Raw genomic sequence first — 18,421 nt, 5'->3', positions numbered from 1 at the left:
TTAGTCTATAATATAGCCTTTCTTCATAGCCTTACCGTTTTCTTCATCCCGTTCTCTTTCCAATTCGGCAGCAAAAGAAGAAGCCGCCACTTCTAATTGCTTATCGCCAATTTTATAAGCAAGGTATTCAATATCACGCGCTTTATTTATTGGATGACATGTTTTTTTATAATATTCCACGCGATTACTATCTTTAATACTTATCCCGGTTATTTCTTCAATAATAGCCGGATAGTTGGAAAAATCAAATACGGTTTTGGTTTTTAGTTCTTTTGTTTTCATAACAACGTGTTTTAATTCAGTTCTTCGGATGGTTGGGGCGTTCCGGGAACAGACGGATAAAAGGAAGAAACTAATTCATCAAGTTTGCCTATTTCCTTAAACAGTTTACGGGTATAGTACCAGCGAGTAAGAAAGCAAGCCTTATTAACTTTATCTGTCAGTTTTTCTATATAAGCCAATTGAATGGAAACTACTTGCTTTTGCATACTATCGGCAGCTATGCTACATGCTTCCCCAAATTCGGAAGCGGCTTTAGCCATATCATTAAAAGCATTAACACAACCGTTAGCAAATTCTTCTACGTTCATATTTTAATTAATACCTTTTAAAAGAGTTATAAAATAGTTCTACAAATTGTTCCGGCGTATTGATTTCGCGTTTTTGAAACCTTACCGCCTTAATATACTCCGGCTTCGACAAAGAGGTACTAACGCCGGGGGCTTCTTCTTTCCATTCCATACCTACCCTAAAGCCGTAACCGTCAAAAATACCAAATACCCGATAAAACTTACCGCCTTCCAGCCATTCCAAAGAGAAAGCCCCGTTTTGCGGGTTCATAGAAATACTGTTAAGCGGTTGCTTCTTAATTACACGCAGAAAATCGCCTTTAAATACCTGCCAGCGACAACGGTTGTACGCTTCATCAAGACGAAGCCCGCCCCATTCGATATTTACGTGCCCGGCTTCCGCATCTGCATTATTTATCCAATTATCGGCTACCAAACGTTCAGACCAGCCGTTAGCGTTTAAATATTGCTTCTTTTCAGCGTTGGAAATTGTAGTAGATGCTATTATATGCTTCATCCTTGACTATACTTAGTTTCAACTTCAACATAGGAAATCCGTGTATCGACAATTTCGCCCGTTTCAGATACATACGGTTGTACCTCTACGCAGCCTTTGAAGATTACGGACGTACAAAACTTAACGGCAAATTCTTTCAGTTGCGCCGTTATAGCAAGTTCTAAATTAGCCTTAGCACTAAAGAAGGCTTCTTCCGGTGTGATTTGTTTTTCTTCCATACAAACAACTATTTATCAGACACAAAAGTAAACCTTAGTTTTGATATATCCAAAATTGCGCACTAAAGGCGGAGACGCAAAAAAGGGGCAATAGCAGCCATACAATAGCAGACGTTACCGTCCCCAATGGTACAATCATAACCAAACGTTACCAAGCATTACCAACCGGAAAAAGCAATAGCGAAAAATGCTCAAAACGTATTACTTTAATTCGTCTTCCTTCTTTCCCGACAACCTACTATCTTCATCAAGCCAACGCGTCCGGCGTTCAAGCCCGGAAACTTTCAACCGTTGTATAGCAGTATTAACATAGATACGGGTTAGTTCTTCGGCTTTTTCTTTCCTTTTAGCTCTGTTCCGCCTTGCGCTTGCTATACGAGCCACAAGAACAATAAAAAGAGCCAGTACAAAGCACGCAAGCGCAATAAAGCCCAAAATAGTTTCTACTTCCATTATTCCACGTCTATTACTTCTACAATACTTTCGACTTCAACCCATTTGTTATGGTCTTTACTTGAAAGGTCAAACGATACACTTAACGTACATTGCCCGGATTTCTTAGGAGAATATGCGATAGTAAAAGGCTGGGTGGTAGAAATGCCGATTACTTCATTTCCAACGTTGGGTGTGTTTAAGTAGTAGGTAACTTTTTCAACAGAACCGTTTATAATTTTCATTAATTCAGTGTCAGACAAACAGAACGGCGCAAAATTCACAGAATACGTACGCCCAACATAAACGCTATTCAGTTGTTCAATACTCCCAACTTCACTAAAAAAGGCAGAAGCCCGGACGGTTGTAGAAAGGTAGTTTGGTTCTTCTTCGGGTTCATTACTTGAGGTTGAGCAACCGGAAAGTAACAAACCCGGAAGGAGCAGGAAGGAAAGTAATAACTTCTTCATTTTATTTGCTAACTTTGCACCCACCGCCCGAAGCAGATGTTACACTTTACTACATAAAGAAAGCGCGGACTATATAGGTTTACATATTTGAGGCATCGCCAAACGCCCAACGAAAATAAACCGTATAGCCGCGCTTAGCCGATATATCAAGCATGGATATACGACACCAGCGCGTTAAAAGGCTCTTTTCGTTATTTGTTAATTTGGCGATTTTCAAATATAAAGACCTAACGCTTTCCATTCATTACCGGATTTCTCCCCGATAACAAGCGCAAAGGTATCAAATAATTAGCACAGTGCAAACAAAAACATACAATTAGCCAAAACAACCGAAAACAACCGGGCGGTTGATTTTTCAACCGAAACAACCGAAGGGTTGAAAAAACAAGCGAAAACAACCGAAAACAACATTGATATGATATGTAATGATATGATTTAATAATTATCTTTCTCTTCTTCTTGATGGCGTGCGCGCGAGAGAAAACGCAAAGGGGAAATGAAGCGATTTAAGGCACGTCTGTATGACCGGACAATTAAATACACACAAAAGCAAACAAAATTCAATAGCGGGCAAATGAACGGGCAATGTGGCGGTTTTATACGCCTGTTGCTCACCGCCTATTCTTTTTCAGAATTGGAAGTTTCGGTGAAGTGTTTGCTTCCTATTTCTTAATCCGTATTACCTTAATACGTTACCTTTGCTTCGGTTTAACAAAATAGTTTATGAACGAATTACAAGAACAAATCTTAGCACTACTTGTGGCAAAGTTCCAAGGCGTGCGCAAAGACGGGTTACAGCATTTGGCAGCCGCTATCGGCTTACAAGTCGCTACCATAGAAGAAGCTAACGGAGTTGTAGATAAACTTACCGCCGACAAAGTTAGCCAGTACGTAACAGATTGGCGTAAGGTTGCAGACGCGGAAATAAGCAAGGCAAACCAAACCTACGAAAACAGCCTTAAAGAAAAGTATGATTTCGTGGAGAAGGGAAAGCCGACCCCGCCGCCGACACCACCAACACCACCTGCACCGGGCGGAGCGATAACGCTCGACGCGATAAGCAAACTTATTGACGAAAAACTTTCGGGCGTGCAAAGCAGCATTACCGAGATTAACGCTAATAAGGCGGCAACTTCGCGACGTGAACTATTTGTAGCGGAATTGGATAACGCGAAGATTGAGGGGAAGACCCGCGAAGTGATGTTAAAGAACTTCGACCGGGCTAACACCTTTGCGAGCGACGAAGATTTCAACAGCTACCTAACCGAAGCGAAAGGCGACATCGCAGCCTTAGCGCAAGAACGCGCAGACGCAGGACTGCAAGGACACGATAAGCCGATTTTTGGAGCCGTGAACAAAGAAGGCGTAAGCAGTGGCGTAGCAGACTACATCAAAGCGCAGACCGAGAGTAAGACAGCCTTAACGGGCAAAGAAGTTTAACCGTAAATTCATTCTTTACAATGGGATTGAAGATAGACAGAAAGCAGGACAAACGTGTAGTACACGCTTGTACGCACATGCTGGCGGACATTCCTAACGGCGTTACCGTTTGCTCTTCCGAATTGGTTGCGGGCGGTATCTTGCAGGAAGGGACGGTATTAGGCGGCAAAGACGATGCCGGGCTTTACCACGTAGTAAAGACCGCAAGGCTTACCGAAGCCGCTACCGCCACTACAAAAGCCTACAAGGTGGCGAAAGGACATCATTTCAAAGTAGGCGATTTTATCATGTTGAAAGTAGGCGCAAAGGCTTACAAGATTACATCTATCAACACGTCAGAAACGCTTTACGACACCATCAACGTAGGCACTACTTTAGGAGAAACCGCCCCAGCAGGCGCAGCCCTTGTACTTGCCGCCGCTGAAAGTGCGGACGCTACAAGCGCATTCAAGTACGTGCCTAAAGCCATGACGGGCGACAGCTACGACGTGGAAGCCCTTAACAACCACTTTGTAACAGCGGTTACTATCGGGCAGTTCAAAGAGAGTGTTATCCCGGCAGTAAGCGACGACATTAAAGCCGCTTTACCCGGTATCAGTTTAATTTAATTGGGCTCTAAGTTATGATTAAGACTTTAATGCGCGGTCTTGTAGAGAAAGACATGCAAGCCGTGATTAATACTTACGATTTGAAGCCCTACTACTATCCTACGCTTTTCCCGTTGAAGGAAACCTATACCTTGACATGGAAGGCTTTGGAAGCGCAGGTAGGGCTTAAAATAGCCGCCGACTTGGTGGCACGTGGGGCGACCATTGACAAAAAGACCCGCGATGCGATTGCACGTTTACAAGGGGACATCCCGAAGATTGCCGTAAAGCGCACCAAGAACGAAGACGAACTTACGGACTACGAAGTAATGTTAGCCATGACTTCGCAGAACCCCGACCTTCGCGCGTTGGTTGAAGCATGGGCAGAAGACACTAATTTCTGCTGGACGGCGGTAGCCGCCCGTTTGGAATGGATGGCTTTGCAGGAAATCTCTTTAGGTAAGATTACGCTTACCAACGAAAACAACGGTTCAGTAATCAGCGAATACGATGTAGATTACCAAATCCCAGCCGAAAGAAAGTTAGGCTTCCAAACCGGCTCGGCTTCTTGGGCTACTTCCGCTTCCGCGAAACCTATCTCTAAGGATTTCAAGAACGTTGTAAAGGCAGCGAAGAAAGAGGGCGTATCTTTGAAATTCGCGTTTATGTCCCTTGACACGTTCGCGACTTTCGCGGGAACCGCAGAAGTACAGAAAATCTGCGCTTCCTTCGCCGTGAACGCCTTGAACCTCCAGCAAACACCAAGCCTTGAACAAGTAAACAGCGCAATGAAAACGCTTCCCTACTTGAAGGGTTTGCAGCTTGTTGTGATTGACCAAGATATTACCGTAGAACTTCCCAACGGTGACAGATACACCGGAAACCCGTTTACCGAGAACGTGGTACTGTTCACGGAAAGCAAAGTATTGGGACAAACCTACTGGAAGAAGCCCGCAGACATGAACGTAAAAGGTTCAGTAGCGATTAAGGCTTTGAACGGTCACACCCTTATAAAGAAGTTCGCTAACGAAGAACCTTTGGAAGAGGTTACTATGGGTATCGCAAACGCTTTCCCGGCGTGGCTTTCTTCTTCCCGTTCTTGGTTGATGGCTACCGACAGCAACACATGGAATCACTAACCGATACCGGAAAGGCTTAGCGGTCTTTCCGGTTAATAACTTAGCTTATGACGTACAAAGAATGGTTTACCCGGACTACGGCGCGTTTCGACATTGAAAGCGCGGACGTGGAGCTAATTTTAGCCAACCAGCAGAATACAATCCACGACCCGGAAGAAGCGGTAGATGTAGTAACCGCCAAACGTGCACTTTGCGCCGAATTTGGGACTATCATACCACTTGCCAATGTCGGCGAAGGGGGGTATTCCGTAAGTTGGAACTGGGAAGCTATAAAGTTTTGGTATAACCAGACTTGCGGCGAATTGGGCATAACCCCAGTTACTACGCCAAAGGTCAGAAACAGAAGTAACAGATGGTAACGGACGTAGCAAGCAGACAATACCCGCATTACCTATACAAGCGTACAAGCAACGGCGAAGCCGTGCAGGACGCTAACGGTAGTTGGAAGGCTTTCGACGCGGAATGGACGCTACACAGCATTTGCCGCGAGGAAACCAACGGGAAGGGTACGCAGATACAAGCCGCGAACGGGAAGTTTGTTACGTTCGCTTCGCTAATACAGATACCTAAAGGCGTGCAACGCATACCCGAAGGCATGGAAATAGCGGTAGCGGATGAGCCGTTAGAGCCTTCACGGTTGCTTAACCAAGAAACAATGGAAGAAGCTAAGATTTCGGGAATAATTAGGATTTCCGGCGTTTGCTTGAAATTCGACAAAGGGCGTTTGCATTGCAGGTTATGGGTTTAGAAGCGAAATTCACGGGAGATATAGACGGCATGTTTAAAGCCTTCCTTCTTGAAGTGGAAAGGCAGATAATAGAAAGCCTTTGCCGTATAGGGGAAGAAGCCGTAAGCATGGCGAAGACCATACCCCCGGAACGCGGTTTTACAGACCGTACCGGAAATTTACGGTCTTCGATTGGCTACGTAGTCTTCAAAGACGGCAAGCCCGTTAATATCGCCTTTGAAGCGGTAAAGGGCGGTCACGTCGGAGTACACGAAGGACAACGTTTAGCCCAGCAGATCGGCGAAAACTATACCGACGGTTATACGCTGGTTGTAGTAGCCGGAATGAACTACGCCGTTCACGTAGAAAGCAAGGGGCGCGATGTTCTTACTTCCGCCGAGAAACAAGCCGAAAAAGCCATAGCTAAGGAACTTGCAGATTTAGTTACCAACATTAAAGACGCGTTCAAATGAAATATTGCAGCAGTATAGATACAGACGACATTCTTTTTAAGATTGTTTCGGAAGCGGTCACTTCCGGCAAAGTTGTTATAAACGGCGGCGTTTTCACACAAGGCGAAAGACCGGACGACAGCGAAGCCGAGGACATCGTGATAAATACCATTACGGTAACGCACGACAAACCGCAAACGGGCACTTCCAACGTGAATATTTACGCGAAGGATTTGAAGCTGCGGATTAAGGGCAAAGAGCAGCGCAAAGCCGACCGGGAACGCCTGCGAACCATAGGCAACGCGCTTGTAGCTTATTTGGACGCGCAGAACATTGCAGACCTCGAATATTGGATAGAGAGCGACATCGTAATAAAAGAGCTTGAAGTAAACCAGCATTACCGGAACATTAGAATAAGTTGGAATATTCATTAAATTTTTATCAGTATGGCAACATTAGTAACATTGGGTCTTTCCAAGATTTTAGGTAAGGTGGGAGAACCTACGGCTTTAAACTTTACCGAAATTGGCTATACGGCATTCGGACTTACATACGAAGATACCTGCAAGATGTCACAGGAAGACCCGGAAGTAACCGAGTTCTACGCAGAGGAAGAAGACGACCCGGTAGAAACCGTAGAGAAGCAAGGTAAAATAACCTTTACCTTCTCAATCATGAACCCCGACCTCCCCGTACTAAAACGGCTTTTCGGGGGCGAAATAGCTTCCGACATTTGGAGTTATCCCGATGCAGTAAATACCGTAGAGGAATCTATTATCATCCTTCCGAAGAAAGGTTTGAAGTTCCAAGTTCCACGCATGAAACTTGTAGCCAAAATTAATGGCGAGTTCAGTAAAAAGGGCTTGCTTCTTATCGAGGTTACGGGAACTGTGATGAAACCCACAACTTCGGGATTGAAGAAAATGGCGGTAGGCAAAGTTTCAGCTTCTACGGCTTCCGTTTCTTCTTAATACCGGATTGATAACATCATTTTCATTAACCGGAAGCCCCGTTTACTTTGTTTTCGGGGCTTCTTTTATATTCAGACAATGGATTACAACGATAAGTTAGAAGCCTTAGAACGCGAACAAAGCGAATTAAGGCAGATGATAGGCGAAGGTATAACGTTTGACGTTGAAGTAACCTATACCCGCCGGAAGCCCGGCTTATTGGGCTTCTTCCGTAAACGCGAAAAGATTACCGAAAAGAAAGTATTCCGGGTTCAAGAGCCTACGCTGGCAACGCTTGACCGACTTAGCGCGCTTTGGCTACAAATGTCGATAGACGAAACCAAATTGAGCGACGAAGACTATTTCAAGACCGCAAAGAAAATGGCAGCGCAGGAAGCCCGGAAACTTGCGCAGGTAGTAGCGGTTGCAGTATTGGGCGAAGACTATTACGACGTAACGGACAAAGGTGGCTATTTGGTACGCAAGCCCAATGAAACCCGCTTAGCCCGGCTTACTTCCCTTTTCCTTCATACCGTAACGCCTTCCCAACTTCTTACGCTCGCGATATTGATTACCAACGTAAGCAATTTAGGGGATTTTATAAACTCTATAAGATTGATGAGCGCAACGCGCACAAGCGACCCGACACAACTTATAGAGCAACCGGGTTAAAAAGCCCACACGGTCGCCGGGGGTCGGTTTGCGCGCACTTCGGCTGGACGTTGGATTACCTTCTACACGGGATTTCGTGGGGAACGGTTCAGAGAATGATAGTAGATGCACCGGGAGCAGAGGAAGAAGACACGAAACCGGGAACGACGGAAGTAGTGCTTACCGAAGAAAACGCGGGCGAAGTATTGGACTTAATAAATAAACTTAACCGATAATGAACATACAAGGTGGCGGTTTGTCCTTTGAGATTTCGGGAAGCAACGATAAGTTGTTATCGGTACTTAACGAAAGCAAGAAGGCGATACAGAATTTTAGCACGGCGGCAGTTTCCGGCGGAAAGGGCATAGATAGAGCCTTTGAGAACGCAGCCGCCGCTATTGAAAAAGGCTTTGCAGACATTGACCGGATTGTAGATACGAACAAGGCTTCATTAGCCAAGTTGCAGGAAGAATACAAACGACTAAGTTCGGAAGCTGCAAAGGCTTTCAGCGAAGCGCGAGATGCGGACTACCGACGTTACATAGAAGCCGCAAAAAACATACAATCGGAAATAACTCTGCGCGAAAAACTGATTAACGAAGCGCAGGCTTCCGCCGACCAGCTTCTACAAGAAGAAAAGGCTTTAAAGAAGCAGAAGGAAACAGCCGAGAAAAACGTGAGCACGCAGATTTCATTAAGAACCCAGCTACGCAACGTTCGCGAAGAACTTGCGCTTTTGGAAGCCAACGGACAGCGCGGAACGGAAGCCTTCAAGAAGTTGCAGCAGGAAGCCGGACGGCTTACCGACGCGATAGGCGACGCTACGACGCAGGCACGTATATTCTCCCATGACAACCGGGGATTGCAGGGTATGATTTCCGGGCTTAGCGGTGTGGTAGGCGCGTTCAGTGCGGCACAAGGCGCGGTAGCGTTGTTTGCCGGGGAAAACGAAGACTTACAGAAAGTAATGCTAAAGGTTCAAAGCCTTATGAGTATTACGATAGGTTTGCAACAAGTGGCGAACACCATAAACAAGGATAGTGCCTTTATGCTTACGACCGTAGCGAAAGCGAAAGAACTGTTAGCGGCGGCAACCAACAAATTAACCATAGCTTTAGGCGGTTCAACCATTGCGGCAAAGGCGTTGATGGCTACACTTACTTTGGGGCTTTCCGTCGCTATTACCGTGATTATAGCGGCACTTTCTAAACTTCAAAGCAAGCAGGCGGAAGCCAAGAAAGCACAAGAAGAATTTAACAAGAAGGTATCAGAAGCAGCCGGGAAACCCGTAGCAGCTTACCGTGCATTGCAAACGGAATGGATTAGCCTTAGCGGTTCACTGAAAGAACGCGAAAAATGGGTGCAGGACAACGCCGACAATTTCAAAGAATTAGGCTTTTCAGTCCGTGACGCGAAGGAAGCCGAAGAACTGTTAGTTAGTAATAGTTCCAAATTTGTAGAAGCGATGATGTTGCGGGCTAAAGCCGCCGCTACAAGCGAACTTGCGATAGAAAAGTACAAGGCAGTAATAGAAGCGCAAAACAAGCTGGACGCAACCCCAAAAGCATACGTTTCCAAAAAAGGTACATATACGGACGGGTATGGAGTAAAACGGAAAGGTACGGTATTGGAAAAAAGCGATACATGGAAAGAAGCCGAAGAAGCCTTAACGAAAGCCGAAGCCGAGTATAACAAACTTATCAACCTGCAAGTAAGTTTTACCCAGCAGGAGAAGCAGATATTAGCGCAGATAGGCAACCAAGCCGGGAAAATTATAGCCGGAAGCGTGGAAGCCGCCGAAAAGGAGTTGGCACGGTTGCAGGAACTATACAAGAAGGCAGGTTCAGACAAAGAACGCGCCAGCTTGAAAAAACAGATAGAAGCGCAACAGAAGGAAGTAAACCGGATAAGCCTTTCTTCCGGTAGCAAGAAAGAAAAAGACCCGTATTTGGAAATGCTGACGAAGCGAAAAGAAAAGTACGCGGATTATTTGAAATGGGTAACAAGCAAGGATGAAACATTGAGAATGGCGGCAAATACCGAGTTTGCCACACTGTTGAAAGAAGGTACAAGCTACCTCGATTATCTGGAAAATAAACGTGCGGACATTCAAGCGAAAGCAACCAAAACAACAACCGACCTAAAGAACCTTAGCACGCTTAACAATGAGATAGCCAAGACCACGAAGGAAACGGTTATTTCGGACTTTGACAAAAAGCTGCAAGAAGAATTAGCGGCGTGCCAAACAATAGGCGCACGTTTAGACCTGCTGGAGCAACGAAGGAAGGAACTTAGCGGCGATAATTCCGACGTGGATAACGCCAAGAAGGATATTATAGACGACGCCAAGAAAGACACTTTACAGCAAGCTAAGGAAGAAACAAAACAGTTACTAAGAGAGTACGCCGGGTATTTGTCCGATAAGCTGGATTTTGAAGAAAGCTATGCATGGAAGAAACAAGCGATTACAGATAAGTTAGCCAAAGCCACCACCAGCAAGGACAAACAAGTAGCCGAAGCTGCTTTAGCTGCATTGGAAAAGAAACGGGCGGAATACTCAAAGCTGACCGGAAATGAGCAATACGACCAACTTTTACAACAATACAAAACGTACCAGCAGCAACAAACCGAGATAATGAAGACGTACGCGGCGCAACGTGTTGAAGCCGAAAAGCAGGGAAATATAGCGATGATAGCGCAAATAAACGCGAAAGAGCAAGCAGAGTTAAGCAAACTTGCAGCTTCCCGCCTTATGGCTTCCGAAAGCTGGAACCAGCTTTTCAGCGACCTAAGCACGCTTACGACTAACACGATAAACAAGCTGATTACCGACATAAACAGCAAGAAGGTATCGCTTTCCGCACAGTTCAACCCGGCAGATCTGAAAGCCATTAACGACCAGTTGGAGAAGGCGAAGGACGAACTACACGAGCGTAACCCCTTCCTCGCCTTGAAGGACAGCTTAGCGGAACTGCGCGCCGCCATGAAAGCCGACAAACTATTAGAAAGCGACGACCCGTTTGTTAAGAGTTTGGAAGAAAGAAAAAAGCAGTACCAAGCCTATACGGACACCATAAATAGCGGTGACGAAATATTAGCTGGCGCGGCAAAAGAAGCGTTCGCGGAACTTCTTAGCGAAGGTTCTTCCTATGTTGATTACCTACGCCGGAAGATAGCCGAACTCAACAAACAGAAAGCCACAATAAAGCTGACCGTAGAAGGCGAAGAACAGTTAGCCGTACTTAACGCCGCATTGTCAAAAGAAGAAGGCACGACGAAAAGCGTTTCAGCGGCTTTTAAAGAATCCTTTAAAAGCATAGGAAGCAGCATAGACCTTGTTTCCGGGGCATTTGACAGCGTTGTAAGCGGAATAAAGAAAATGGGCGTTTCAATGGACGAAGAAACGGACGCTATTTTAGGTGACATAGGCGGAATGCTTGAAGGCGCGGGACAGTTCGCCGCAGGTTACGCAAGCATGAACCCGGTACAAATGGTGTCCGGTGCGGTAGGCTTCCTTTCTTCCGCCTTCGACCTGTTCAACACCCGCGACCGGAAAGCCGAGAAGTCCATAAAGAAACACCAAGAAGCCGTAACAAAGTTAGGCTATGCCTATAACGCATTGGAACACGCCGTAGATAGTGCTTTGGGCGAAACCGTTTATCAGAACCAAAATGCCATGATACAGAATCTGCGTGCCCAGCAGAACGAGATACAAGGCATGATAAACGATGAAATCAGCAAGAAGAAAACCGATTGGGGCAGAGTGGACGAATTTAGGGAACAATACGCCGAAGCCGGAAGGCAGATAGAAGACCTCATAAAAGAGATTACCGAAAGCATTACGCAAACTTCGGCTACGGAATTGGCGGACGAATTGGCTAATGCACTGGTAGAAGCCTTTGAAGGTGGGGAAAACGCGGCTAAGGCATTCGGGGAAGTAGCAAACGACGTGATAAAAAACGCCGTCGTAAACGCCCTAAAATTGCAGTTCTTGGAACAGCCCTTACAGAAGGCTATAAAGCAGCTTCAAAAGGATATGGGGTTTGATGAAGAAGGGAACGGCTCTTTTAACGGATTGACGGAAACGGAGCAGGCGCGTTTCAAACAAGCCATACAAGCAGCCGGGGCGAACTTTGCCGCCGCTATGGATATGTACAAAGACCTATTTGAACAGTTGGACGAAGACGACCCCAGTACGTTAAGCGGCGCGATAAAAGGCGCAAGCCAAGAAAGTATAGACCTTTTGGCAGGACAAACAAACGCGGTACGAGTAAACCAAGTAACATCGCTCCAACTTTTACGGCAGCAGCTTACACACCTTGCGAACATGGACACCACGTTAGGCGTGATAAGCGGGCGGCTGCTTACCATAATAAACAAGATTACCAATACCCCTACGGATGATTTACGTTCGCAGGGCATAACAGATTAACGACGGAATATGAGTTTTGAAGAATTGAAAAGGGCTTTAGCCGCCGAAGCGCAGGCTAAGGGCATTTGCTCGGAATGGTACAGCTTCATTCTTCGGGCGACATCAAAAGAAAGGCTTCTTACACTTTTTGTGAAAGGGCTTGATTTCGTTTTTGACCACGATTTTCCCAGTGCGGAACTGCGTGCGGAGTTCAAAGGCTTGCATGAACATTACGGCGTGTTCATTGACGAACCTTTCAGCGTTACAGAAATGCGCCGTATCGTAGCTTTCGGAACATCGGAAGGCAAAGCCCGCTTTTCGGGGTTCTGCGCGGCGCAGGTATGGGCGCGAGATGGTACTAAGTTGGTTGTAGAGGTTGAAGATAACGCCTTTGTCTGCATTGACATAACCGACCGGGCAAAGGTGGAGATAACAGCAAGCGGGGCGGCAAAGGTTACTGTCTTCCAACACGGCGGGGAGTGCATTAACCGGGCTTCCGGCAACGCGAATATAAAAGTAATTGATAAACGTTAGCAGCTATGGCATTAGAACAGAATTTAATTTTAGACTTACCTTTCGACGAAGCGAACGGTTCTACCGTTGCATACGACTTTGCACAGAACCGCCACGACGCGACCGTAGTAGATTGCAGTTTTGTAGCAGGCAAGCAGGGAAACTGCATAAATTTTGACGGCGAAGGATATGCAGACGTAAACTATAACGTTGTGCCCCTATCCGGCAGTTTTACCATATTGGCATGGGTAAAAGCCAATAAATACCCGGACGGCTACACGGGCAAAAGAATAGGATTGTTCTGTAACACCGACCAAGTGGATGGCTACCGCACCTTTTGGATAGACGTAGAACCGGATAGCTGGGGCTTCTTCGCTATAAAGAAGTCCGGCAACCGAGTTTTGGTATATTTAGACACACAGTTAATAGAAACGATCGTATTGCCTTCCACGCTTACCGGGATAGCGTTAATACAAGACATTTACGGTATTGGTTACGGTTACGCCGATTTAGACAGCGTGAAAGTGTACAACGTCGTATTAAGCGACGCGGAAATAGGCGAAGAACTTAACTCCGTTGCGCAGCTTGAATATTATTTGGACGGTAAAAACTTCCGCGATTTTGGAATACGCGTAGAAAGTTCTACGGGCGTTCTTGACCTTCCCAAACTGAAAACCCCGGCTTCCGTTGATTGGGCGGACTATCACGGGAAAGTTATAGACCTTAGCGAAAAGCGATACCAAGAACGCGAAATAACGCTTAATTGTTGGCTAAAGGCTTCCGGTAAGATGGATTTCGTTGAACGGGTTAATACCTTGTACGACCGTTTCCGGCAGGACGGCACGCAGCGGCTTATGATTTCCATACACCCAACTAAACCGCTTGTTTACGAGGTTTATTGCGAAGACGGGGTAGCCCCCTCCAAACGTTGGCACGATGATAAAATGATAGGTACTTTCTCCCTGAAGCTGAAAGAACCAGACCCGGTTAAGCGCGTCGTAAGACACCAGCGGTTAAACAGCGGTTCGGCTAAGGTAAGCGTGGCGTTCAAATCCGATAAAATGATTAATATTTATTGGGGTGACGGTACGGTAGATACCGACGTTTACGGGGATTGTACCGGAAAGAACGCCATTAGCCACACCTACACGGATAACGGAATTTATTACATAATTGTAGCCGGGGTAATTGAAGACATAACGGACTTTGAAACTAACGGTATTGTAGTATGGAACAGATTATAATAAACCATGCCGACGGAAGCAAAACACCGTTATTCAGCAGGAAGAATATAAGCGCAATAAGCAAGGCGACACAAAAAATCGCCTTGCTTTCCGAGGACGTGGTAAGTATTACCATAACCACCGCTACGCCTTTGGATTTGATGATAGGCGATACCACGCTGATATACGGCAAGAAGTACAAACTTAACCAGCTTCCGCAAATAACCAAGAACGGCGAAAGGAACTATACCTACGAACTGACCTTAGAAGGGGCGCAATATGACCTTATAGATGTTCAGTACCATTTGCCCGAAGATTGCTACGGCGATACGTTCTACTCGGATTTGGGCGGGCATTTGGACGTATTGATGTGGAACATAAGCCGCGTATATCCGGGGCTTTGGAAGCTGGGGAACTATCCCAAAGATACGGAGTACACAAACTTTACAGCCACCGAAAAGAATTGTTTGGCGGCATTGCAGGAACACTGTACCAACTACGGCGTAGAATTTGAGATAACCAGCGACGGGAAGACCAACACGCTCAACATAAAAGCCAAAGCGGGAATAACGCATACTTTCACGTTGAAGTACGGGCGCGGGCGTGGTCTGTACCAGCTTAGCCGTACCAACGTGAACAATGCCGGGATAACAAACCGCCTTTTCATTTACGGCGGAACGGAGAATTTAGGCAAGAACTACGGGCATACAAAGCTATGCCTTCCCGGAACTACTCGCCTTACTTCCTATTTGGAAGATGCGGAATCAATAGCCGCCTACGGGATAAAGGAAAACGAGAAGAACTATACCAACATCAAACCGGGACGTATAGGCACGGTTACGGCATTGGGTACGGATAAGATTACCTTCATAGACAATACGATGTTTGACCTTAACGCGAAAGAAGCGGACGGGAAAACGACAAAATATTTGATAGAAGGAACAAACGCGAAGATTAAGTTTGAAAGCGGGCAACTTGCAGGCTACGAGTTTGACCTGCACAGCTACGAGCATGGAACGCATAAGTTTGTAATAAACAAGTTCCAAGACGAAAACGGTACGGTATTCCCTTCCGAAACTTCCGGCGCGTTTCAGATAAGCGTAGGCGACAAATACAGCATTTTAGATATTCAGTTACCGCAGGAATACATAACGGAAGCCGAAAAGGATTTGAAGGAAGCCGGGACAAAGGATTTTGAAACCATGACACAGCCGCAAGTAAGTTACAAACTTGCACTAACCGAAGGCTTCTTTATTTCGCTTTGGGGTAAAGAAGTGGAAACCGAAATACTGCACGTAGGCGATTTCATACCGATTGAGGACGAACAGATAGGCGTAAATAAGGCGGTAAGGATTACTCGCATAGAGCGCGATCTGCTAAAACGGCATAGCTACGACATAACGTTAAGTGACACCGTAACGAAAAGCACTACCGTACGCGTTCTAAACGAAATAGAGGACTTGAACGAAGTTATTACCATAAACAAGCTGGCAGACCCCGCAAGGGCGCGCCGCCGTTGGCTGGCTACGCAGGAACTTCTAAACATGGTATTCGACCCCGAAGGCGACTATTACAGCGAGAAGATAAAGCCGCTTTCCATTGAAACGCAGATGTTAAGCGTTGGGGCTAAAAGCACACAGTTCACACTGCAAAACATTACGTTCCAGCCGAACTATGGCGGCAACCCTAATAGCCTTTACGTTTCTTCCGGTACATTGGTTCATTACGCGATAGAACCGGACGCATTGAAGTTGTGGGGGCTTTCTTCGGCAACATTTACTAACCTAACATCCGCTACGGCGTATTACATCTACGCAAAATGTCCTAAAAACGGGGATAGTGGAACTATTATACTATCCGCTACGGCTAAGACGGTAGAAGCGGAAGCGGGCTATTACAATTTCCTTGTAGGGGTTCTTAATTCGGTTGTTACAGATACGAACGGGAAGAACCCCGGTAGGCTTGTTTCATTGACTTACGGGAGCAGTACCATAAACGGGCGTTTCATCCGTACCGGAAGGATAGAGAGCAGCGGTGGCGGTAAATGCTACTTCGACCTCGACAACGACGAAATAGGCGGAGTTATTCACTTTGTAAGCAGCGACGGAACGACAAAGAACGTTTCAGACCTCGACCAGATAGCGAACGAAACAAAGAACTACATAAATAATACCCTGCCTGGTATTCTGAACGAAATACAAGCGCAATTAGACGGGCAAATAGAGCAGTTCTTTGAAACATACGACCCGACGCTGACAAACGCGCCCGCGAAGGATTGGAACACAACCGCGCTGAAAGATGAACATTTAGGCGACCTTTTCTATAACACTTCAACGGGTAAAGTTTTCCGTTTCGTAAAAAACGGTTCTACTTACAGTTGGCAGGAACTACAAGACAGCGAAGTAGCGCAAGCGTTGGCACTTGCTAACGACGCGTTAAAACTTGCCGGGACAAAACGGCGTATTTTCGTGGCACAACCTACAACGCCTTACGACGTGGGCGATTTATGGGTACAAGGCAGTACGGGCGACATCATGCGATGCAAGACCGCCCGCACTTCCGGTTCTTATAATTCCGTAGATTGGGTAAAGGCTTCCAAATATACGGACGACACCGGGCTAACCAACTTTATAAACAACAACTTCACGCCAACCGTAAACGACCTTACAACACAGATAGACGGCAAAATAGAAAGCTGGTTCCAATCTTCCGACCCGGCGGCTAATTGGACGACTACGGCACTAAAGAAGGCGCACGTAGGCGATATGTGGTACAGTTCATCAACAAAGTTGTTGAAACGCTATACCGTTTCCGGTTCTACATATTCATGGACTACGATAGAAGACCAAAAGGCGATAGACGCATACACGGCAGCAAGCAAGGCACAGGACACAGCGGACGGGAAAAGGCAGGTATTTGTAACCCAGCCAAAACCACCGTATGACATAGGCGACCTTTGGCTGACGGGTGGAAAAACAGACGGAATACTAAAACGTTGCATAACTAAACGTACTTCCGGTTCTTACGTCGCTAACGATTGGGTGGAAGCCGTTTATTACGATAACACCCAAACCACGATAGACGGTGGCATAGTAACAGCCGGAACGGTTCAGCTTGCAGGTAGCGACGCGAGTATAAAAGCAGGAATAACAGGGGAAGGCACAGCCGACACAAGCGTAAGGTTTTGGGCTGGAGCAAGCAAGGGAAACCGGGCTACCGCACCTTTCCGCGTACTGCAAGACGGTAGCTTTGTAGCTACGAAAGGAACTATAACGGGAACAATCAACGCAAACGCCGGAAGTATTGGCGGCTTTGCGATAGCAAGCGGACGAATAGGTGTAGCGGCTTCATCCGGCGACACAAGCGGAAGCGGTTTAGCATTGCTTAGCAGTTTTATAAAGTTCTCGGACTCTTACCGCTGGGCTTCCATTGGAACGAACGTATTACCAGCTTCTACCGGGTTGGTCGGCGTTGGACGTTTTACCAACAAGACACCAAACAGCTATGGAACTAACTACGGGCTACTTATTGAAGCGTCCGGCGCGCTGGTTAATTTGGGTATAGTGAGCAAAGGCGCGATAGTTTGCGACAGCTACGTAGCGGATTACGGTATATCAAAACTTTTGCCTTCCGTAAATACCTGCCTTACACCGGGCGACGCTACCAAGCCTACGCTATTCAAGTTAATGCCGCGCTTCATTTACAGTAATAGCGGCATAGGGCTACCTCGCCGCGACTCCATTTGTACGGTGTTAGGCATTAGTAATTATACAGCCTTTGCCGTAAGGATTACTATTATTTGTGATAGAACGAGCACGCAGACCGGGTATGTTTGCGGGCGTAATACATTCGTAAAGAACAGTTCCGGCGGCAACGCTATGGATAGCAACTACTACCCGTACCGTATGAACAACAACGCAGGAAACGAAACCGGAAAGTGGAACATGGCGGCGGGCGACATACGCGAGTTTCTTTTAGTTTGGGACGGAAGCAGCGGATATTACGCCTATTTATTGAACATAAGAGAATAAGCCATGCATCACGGCGCAAGGCATTAAATAGAAGTGTTGTAACGCCGAATTTCACGGCTTCGGCTAAACAAACACTTCACGAGTATTTCAC

Annotated in this window: 20 protein-coding genes; 14 read left to right on the top strand and 6 right to left on the bottom strand. The window is 46.3% G+C overall.

Translation table 11 applies throughout. The features are described from left to right. The 6 genes from N5O98_RS13515 to N5O98_RS13490 form a co-directional block, all read right to left on the bottom strand. Complete coding sequence (locus N5O98_RS13515; RefSeq protein WP_038610177.1) at positions 1–282, bottom strand: hypothetical protein; 282 nt, start codon at positions 280–282, stop codon at positions 1–3. A gap of 11 nt (positions 283–293) precedes the next feature. Beyond that, entirely contained in the window at positions 294–590 is a 297-nt protein-coding gene (locus N5O98_RS13510) for a hypothetical protein (protein ID WP_038610182.1), read from the bottom strand. 7 nt (positions 591–597) lie between these two features. Continuing rightward, positions 598–1,086 carry a hypothetical protein gene (locus N5O98_RS13505; protein WP_269495743.1) on the bottom strand — a complete coding sequence of 163 codons (489 nt, stop codon included), beginning with the start codon at positions 1,084–1,086 and terminating at the stop codon, positions 598–600. Then, positions 1,083–1,304: a hypothetical protein gene (locus N5O98_RS13500; RefSeq protein WP_269495741.1), complete on the bottom strand. Its 222-nt coding sequence runs from the start codon at positions 1,302–1,304 to the stop codon at positions 1,083–1,085. Before N5O98_RS13500 ends, N5O98_RS13505 begins: the two co-directional genes overlap by 4 nt. A gap of 201 nt (positions 1,305–1,505) precedes the next feature. Continuing rightward, positions 1,506–1,757, bottom strand: coding sequence for a hypothetical protein (locus N5O98_RS13495; protein WP_038610191.1), 252 nt, complete (start codon positions 1,755–1,757; stop codon positions 1,506–1,508). Continuing rightward, positions 1,757–2,206, bottom strand: coding sequence for a hypothetical protein (locus N5O98_RS13490; RefSeq protein WP_038610195.1), 450 nt, complete (start codon positions 2,204–2,206; stop codon positions 1,757–1,759). Before N5O98_RS13490 ends, N5O98_RS13495 begins: the two co-directional genes overlap by 1 nt. Positions 2,207–2,702: 496 nt before the next feature. Here N5O98_RS13490 and N5O98_RS13485 point away from each other — a divergent pair, with 496 nt between their 5' ends. The 14 genes from N5O98_RS13485 (at position 2,703) to N5O98_RS13420 (ending at position 18,330) form a co-directional block, all read left to right on the top strand. After that, positions 2,703–2,879, top strand: coding sequence for a hypothetical protein (locus N5O98_RS13485; RefSeq protein WP_269495738.1), 177 nt, complete (start codon positions 2,703–2,705; stop codon positions 2,877–2,879). A 50-nt stretch (positions 2,880–2,929) separates the two neighbouring features. Continuing rightward, on the top strand, positions 2,930–3,646 hold the full coding sequence (locus N5O98_RS13480) for a hypothetical protein (RefSeq protein ID WP_038610198.1): 717 nt from the start codon (positions 2,930–2,932) through the stop codon (positions 3,644–3,646). A 20-nt stretch (positions 3,647–3,666) separates the two neighbouring features. Then, positions 3,667–4,254, top strand: a complete 588-nt coding sequence (locus N5O98_RS13475) for a hypothetical protein (RefSeq protein ID WP_269495735.1) — start codon at positions 3,667–3,669, stop codon at positions 4,252–4,254. Positions 4,255–4,268: 14 nt separating this feature from the next. Next, positions 4,269–5,372 (top strand): major capsid protein, encoded by a 1,104-nt coding sequence (locus N5O98_RS13470; protein WP_269495732.1) that lies wholly within the window; start codon positions 4,269–4,271, stop codon positions 5,370–5,372. A 47-nt stretch (positions 5,373–5,419) separates the two neighbouring features. Further along, complete coding sequence (locus N5O98_RS13465) at positions 5,420–5,731, top strand: DUF6706 family protein (protein WP_038610207.1); 312 nt, start codon at positions 5,420–5,422, stop codon at positions 5,729–5,731. Further along, positions 5,725–6,120, top strand: coding sequence for a hypothetical protein (locus N5O98_RS13460; RefSeq protein WP_038610212.1), 396 nt, complete (start codon positions 5,725–5,727; stop codon positions 6,118–6,120). Before N5O98_RS13465 ends, N5O98_RS13460 begins: the two co-directional genes overlap by 7 nt. After that, positions 6,111–6,572 (top strand): hypothetical protein, encoded by a 462-nt coding sequence (locus tag N5O98_RS13455; protein ID WP_051147019.1) that lies wholly within the window; start codon positions 6,111–6,113, stop codon positions 6,570–6,572. Before N5O98_RS13460 ends, N5O98_RS13455 begins: the two co-directional genes overlap by 10 nt. Then, positions 6,569–6,985, top strand: a complete 417-nt coding sequence (locus tag N5O98_RS13450; RefSeq protein WP_038610216.1) for a hypothetical protein — start codon at positions 6,569–6,571, stop codon at positions 6,983–6,985. The genes N5O98_RS13455 and N5O98_RS13450 overlap by 4 nt, the downstream gene beginning before the upstream one ends. A gap of 12 nt (positions 6,986–6,997) precedes the next feature. After that, positions 6,998–7,522: a hypothetical protein gene (locus N5O98_RS13445; protein ID WP_269495729.1), complete on the top strand. Its 525-nt coding sequence runs from the start codon at positions 6,998–7,000 to the stop codon at positions 7,520–7,522. A 78-nt stretch (positions 7,523–7,600) separates the two neighbouring features. Then, entirely contained in the window at positions 7,601–8,173 is a 573-nt protein-coding gene (locus N5O98_RS13440) for a hypothetical protein (RefSeq protein WP_038610222.1), read from the top strand. Positions 8,174–8,387: 214 nt separating this feature from the next. Next, positions 8,388–12,584: a hypothetical protein gene (locus tag N5O98_RS13435; RefSeq protein ID WP_038610225.1), complete on the top strand. Its 4,197-nt coding sequence runs from the start codon at positions 8,388–8,390 to the stop codon at positions 12,582–12,584. A 24-nt stretch (positions 12,585–12,608) separates the two neighbouring features. Beyond that, positions 12,609–13,097 carry a hypothetical protein gene (locus N5O98_RS13430; RefSeq protein ID WP_151853644.1) on the top strand — a complete coding sequence of 163 codons (489 nt, stop codon included), beginning with the start codon at positions 12,609–12,611 and terminating at the stop codon, positions 13,095–13,097. A gap of 5 nt (positions 13,098–13,102) precedes the next feature. Further along, positions 13,103–14,320 carry a phage tail domain-containing protein gene (locus N5O98_RS13425; RefSeq protein ID WP_038610229.1) on the top strand — a complete coding sequence of 406 codons (1,218 nt, stop codon included), beginning with the start codon at positions 13,103–13,105 and terminating at the stop codon, positions 14,318–14,320. Then, complete coding sequence (locus N5O98_RS13420) at positions 14,305–18,330, top strand: hypothetical protein (protein WP_051926289.1); 4,026 nt, start codon at positions 14,305–14,307, stop codon at positions 18,328–18,330. Before N5O98_RS13425 ends, N5O98_RS13420 begins: the two co-directional genes overlap by 16 nt. The last annotated feature ends 91 nt before the right edge of the window (positions 18,331–18,421 follow it).

The organism is Bacteroides sp. LFL-34 (assembly GCF_027257075.1).
Taxonomy (GTDB): Bacteria; Bacteroidota; Bacteroidia; order Bacteroidales; family Bacteroidaceae; genus Bacteroides; species Bacteroides ovatus.
The sequence above is the reverse complement of the archived record's forward strand: the minus strand, read 5'-3'. Positions and strand labels throughout refer to the sequence as shown.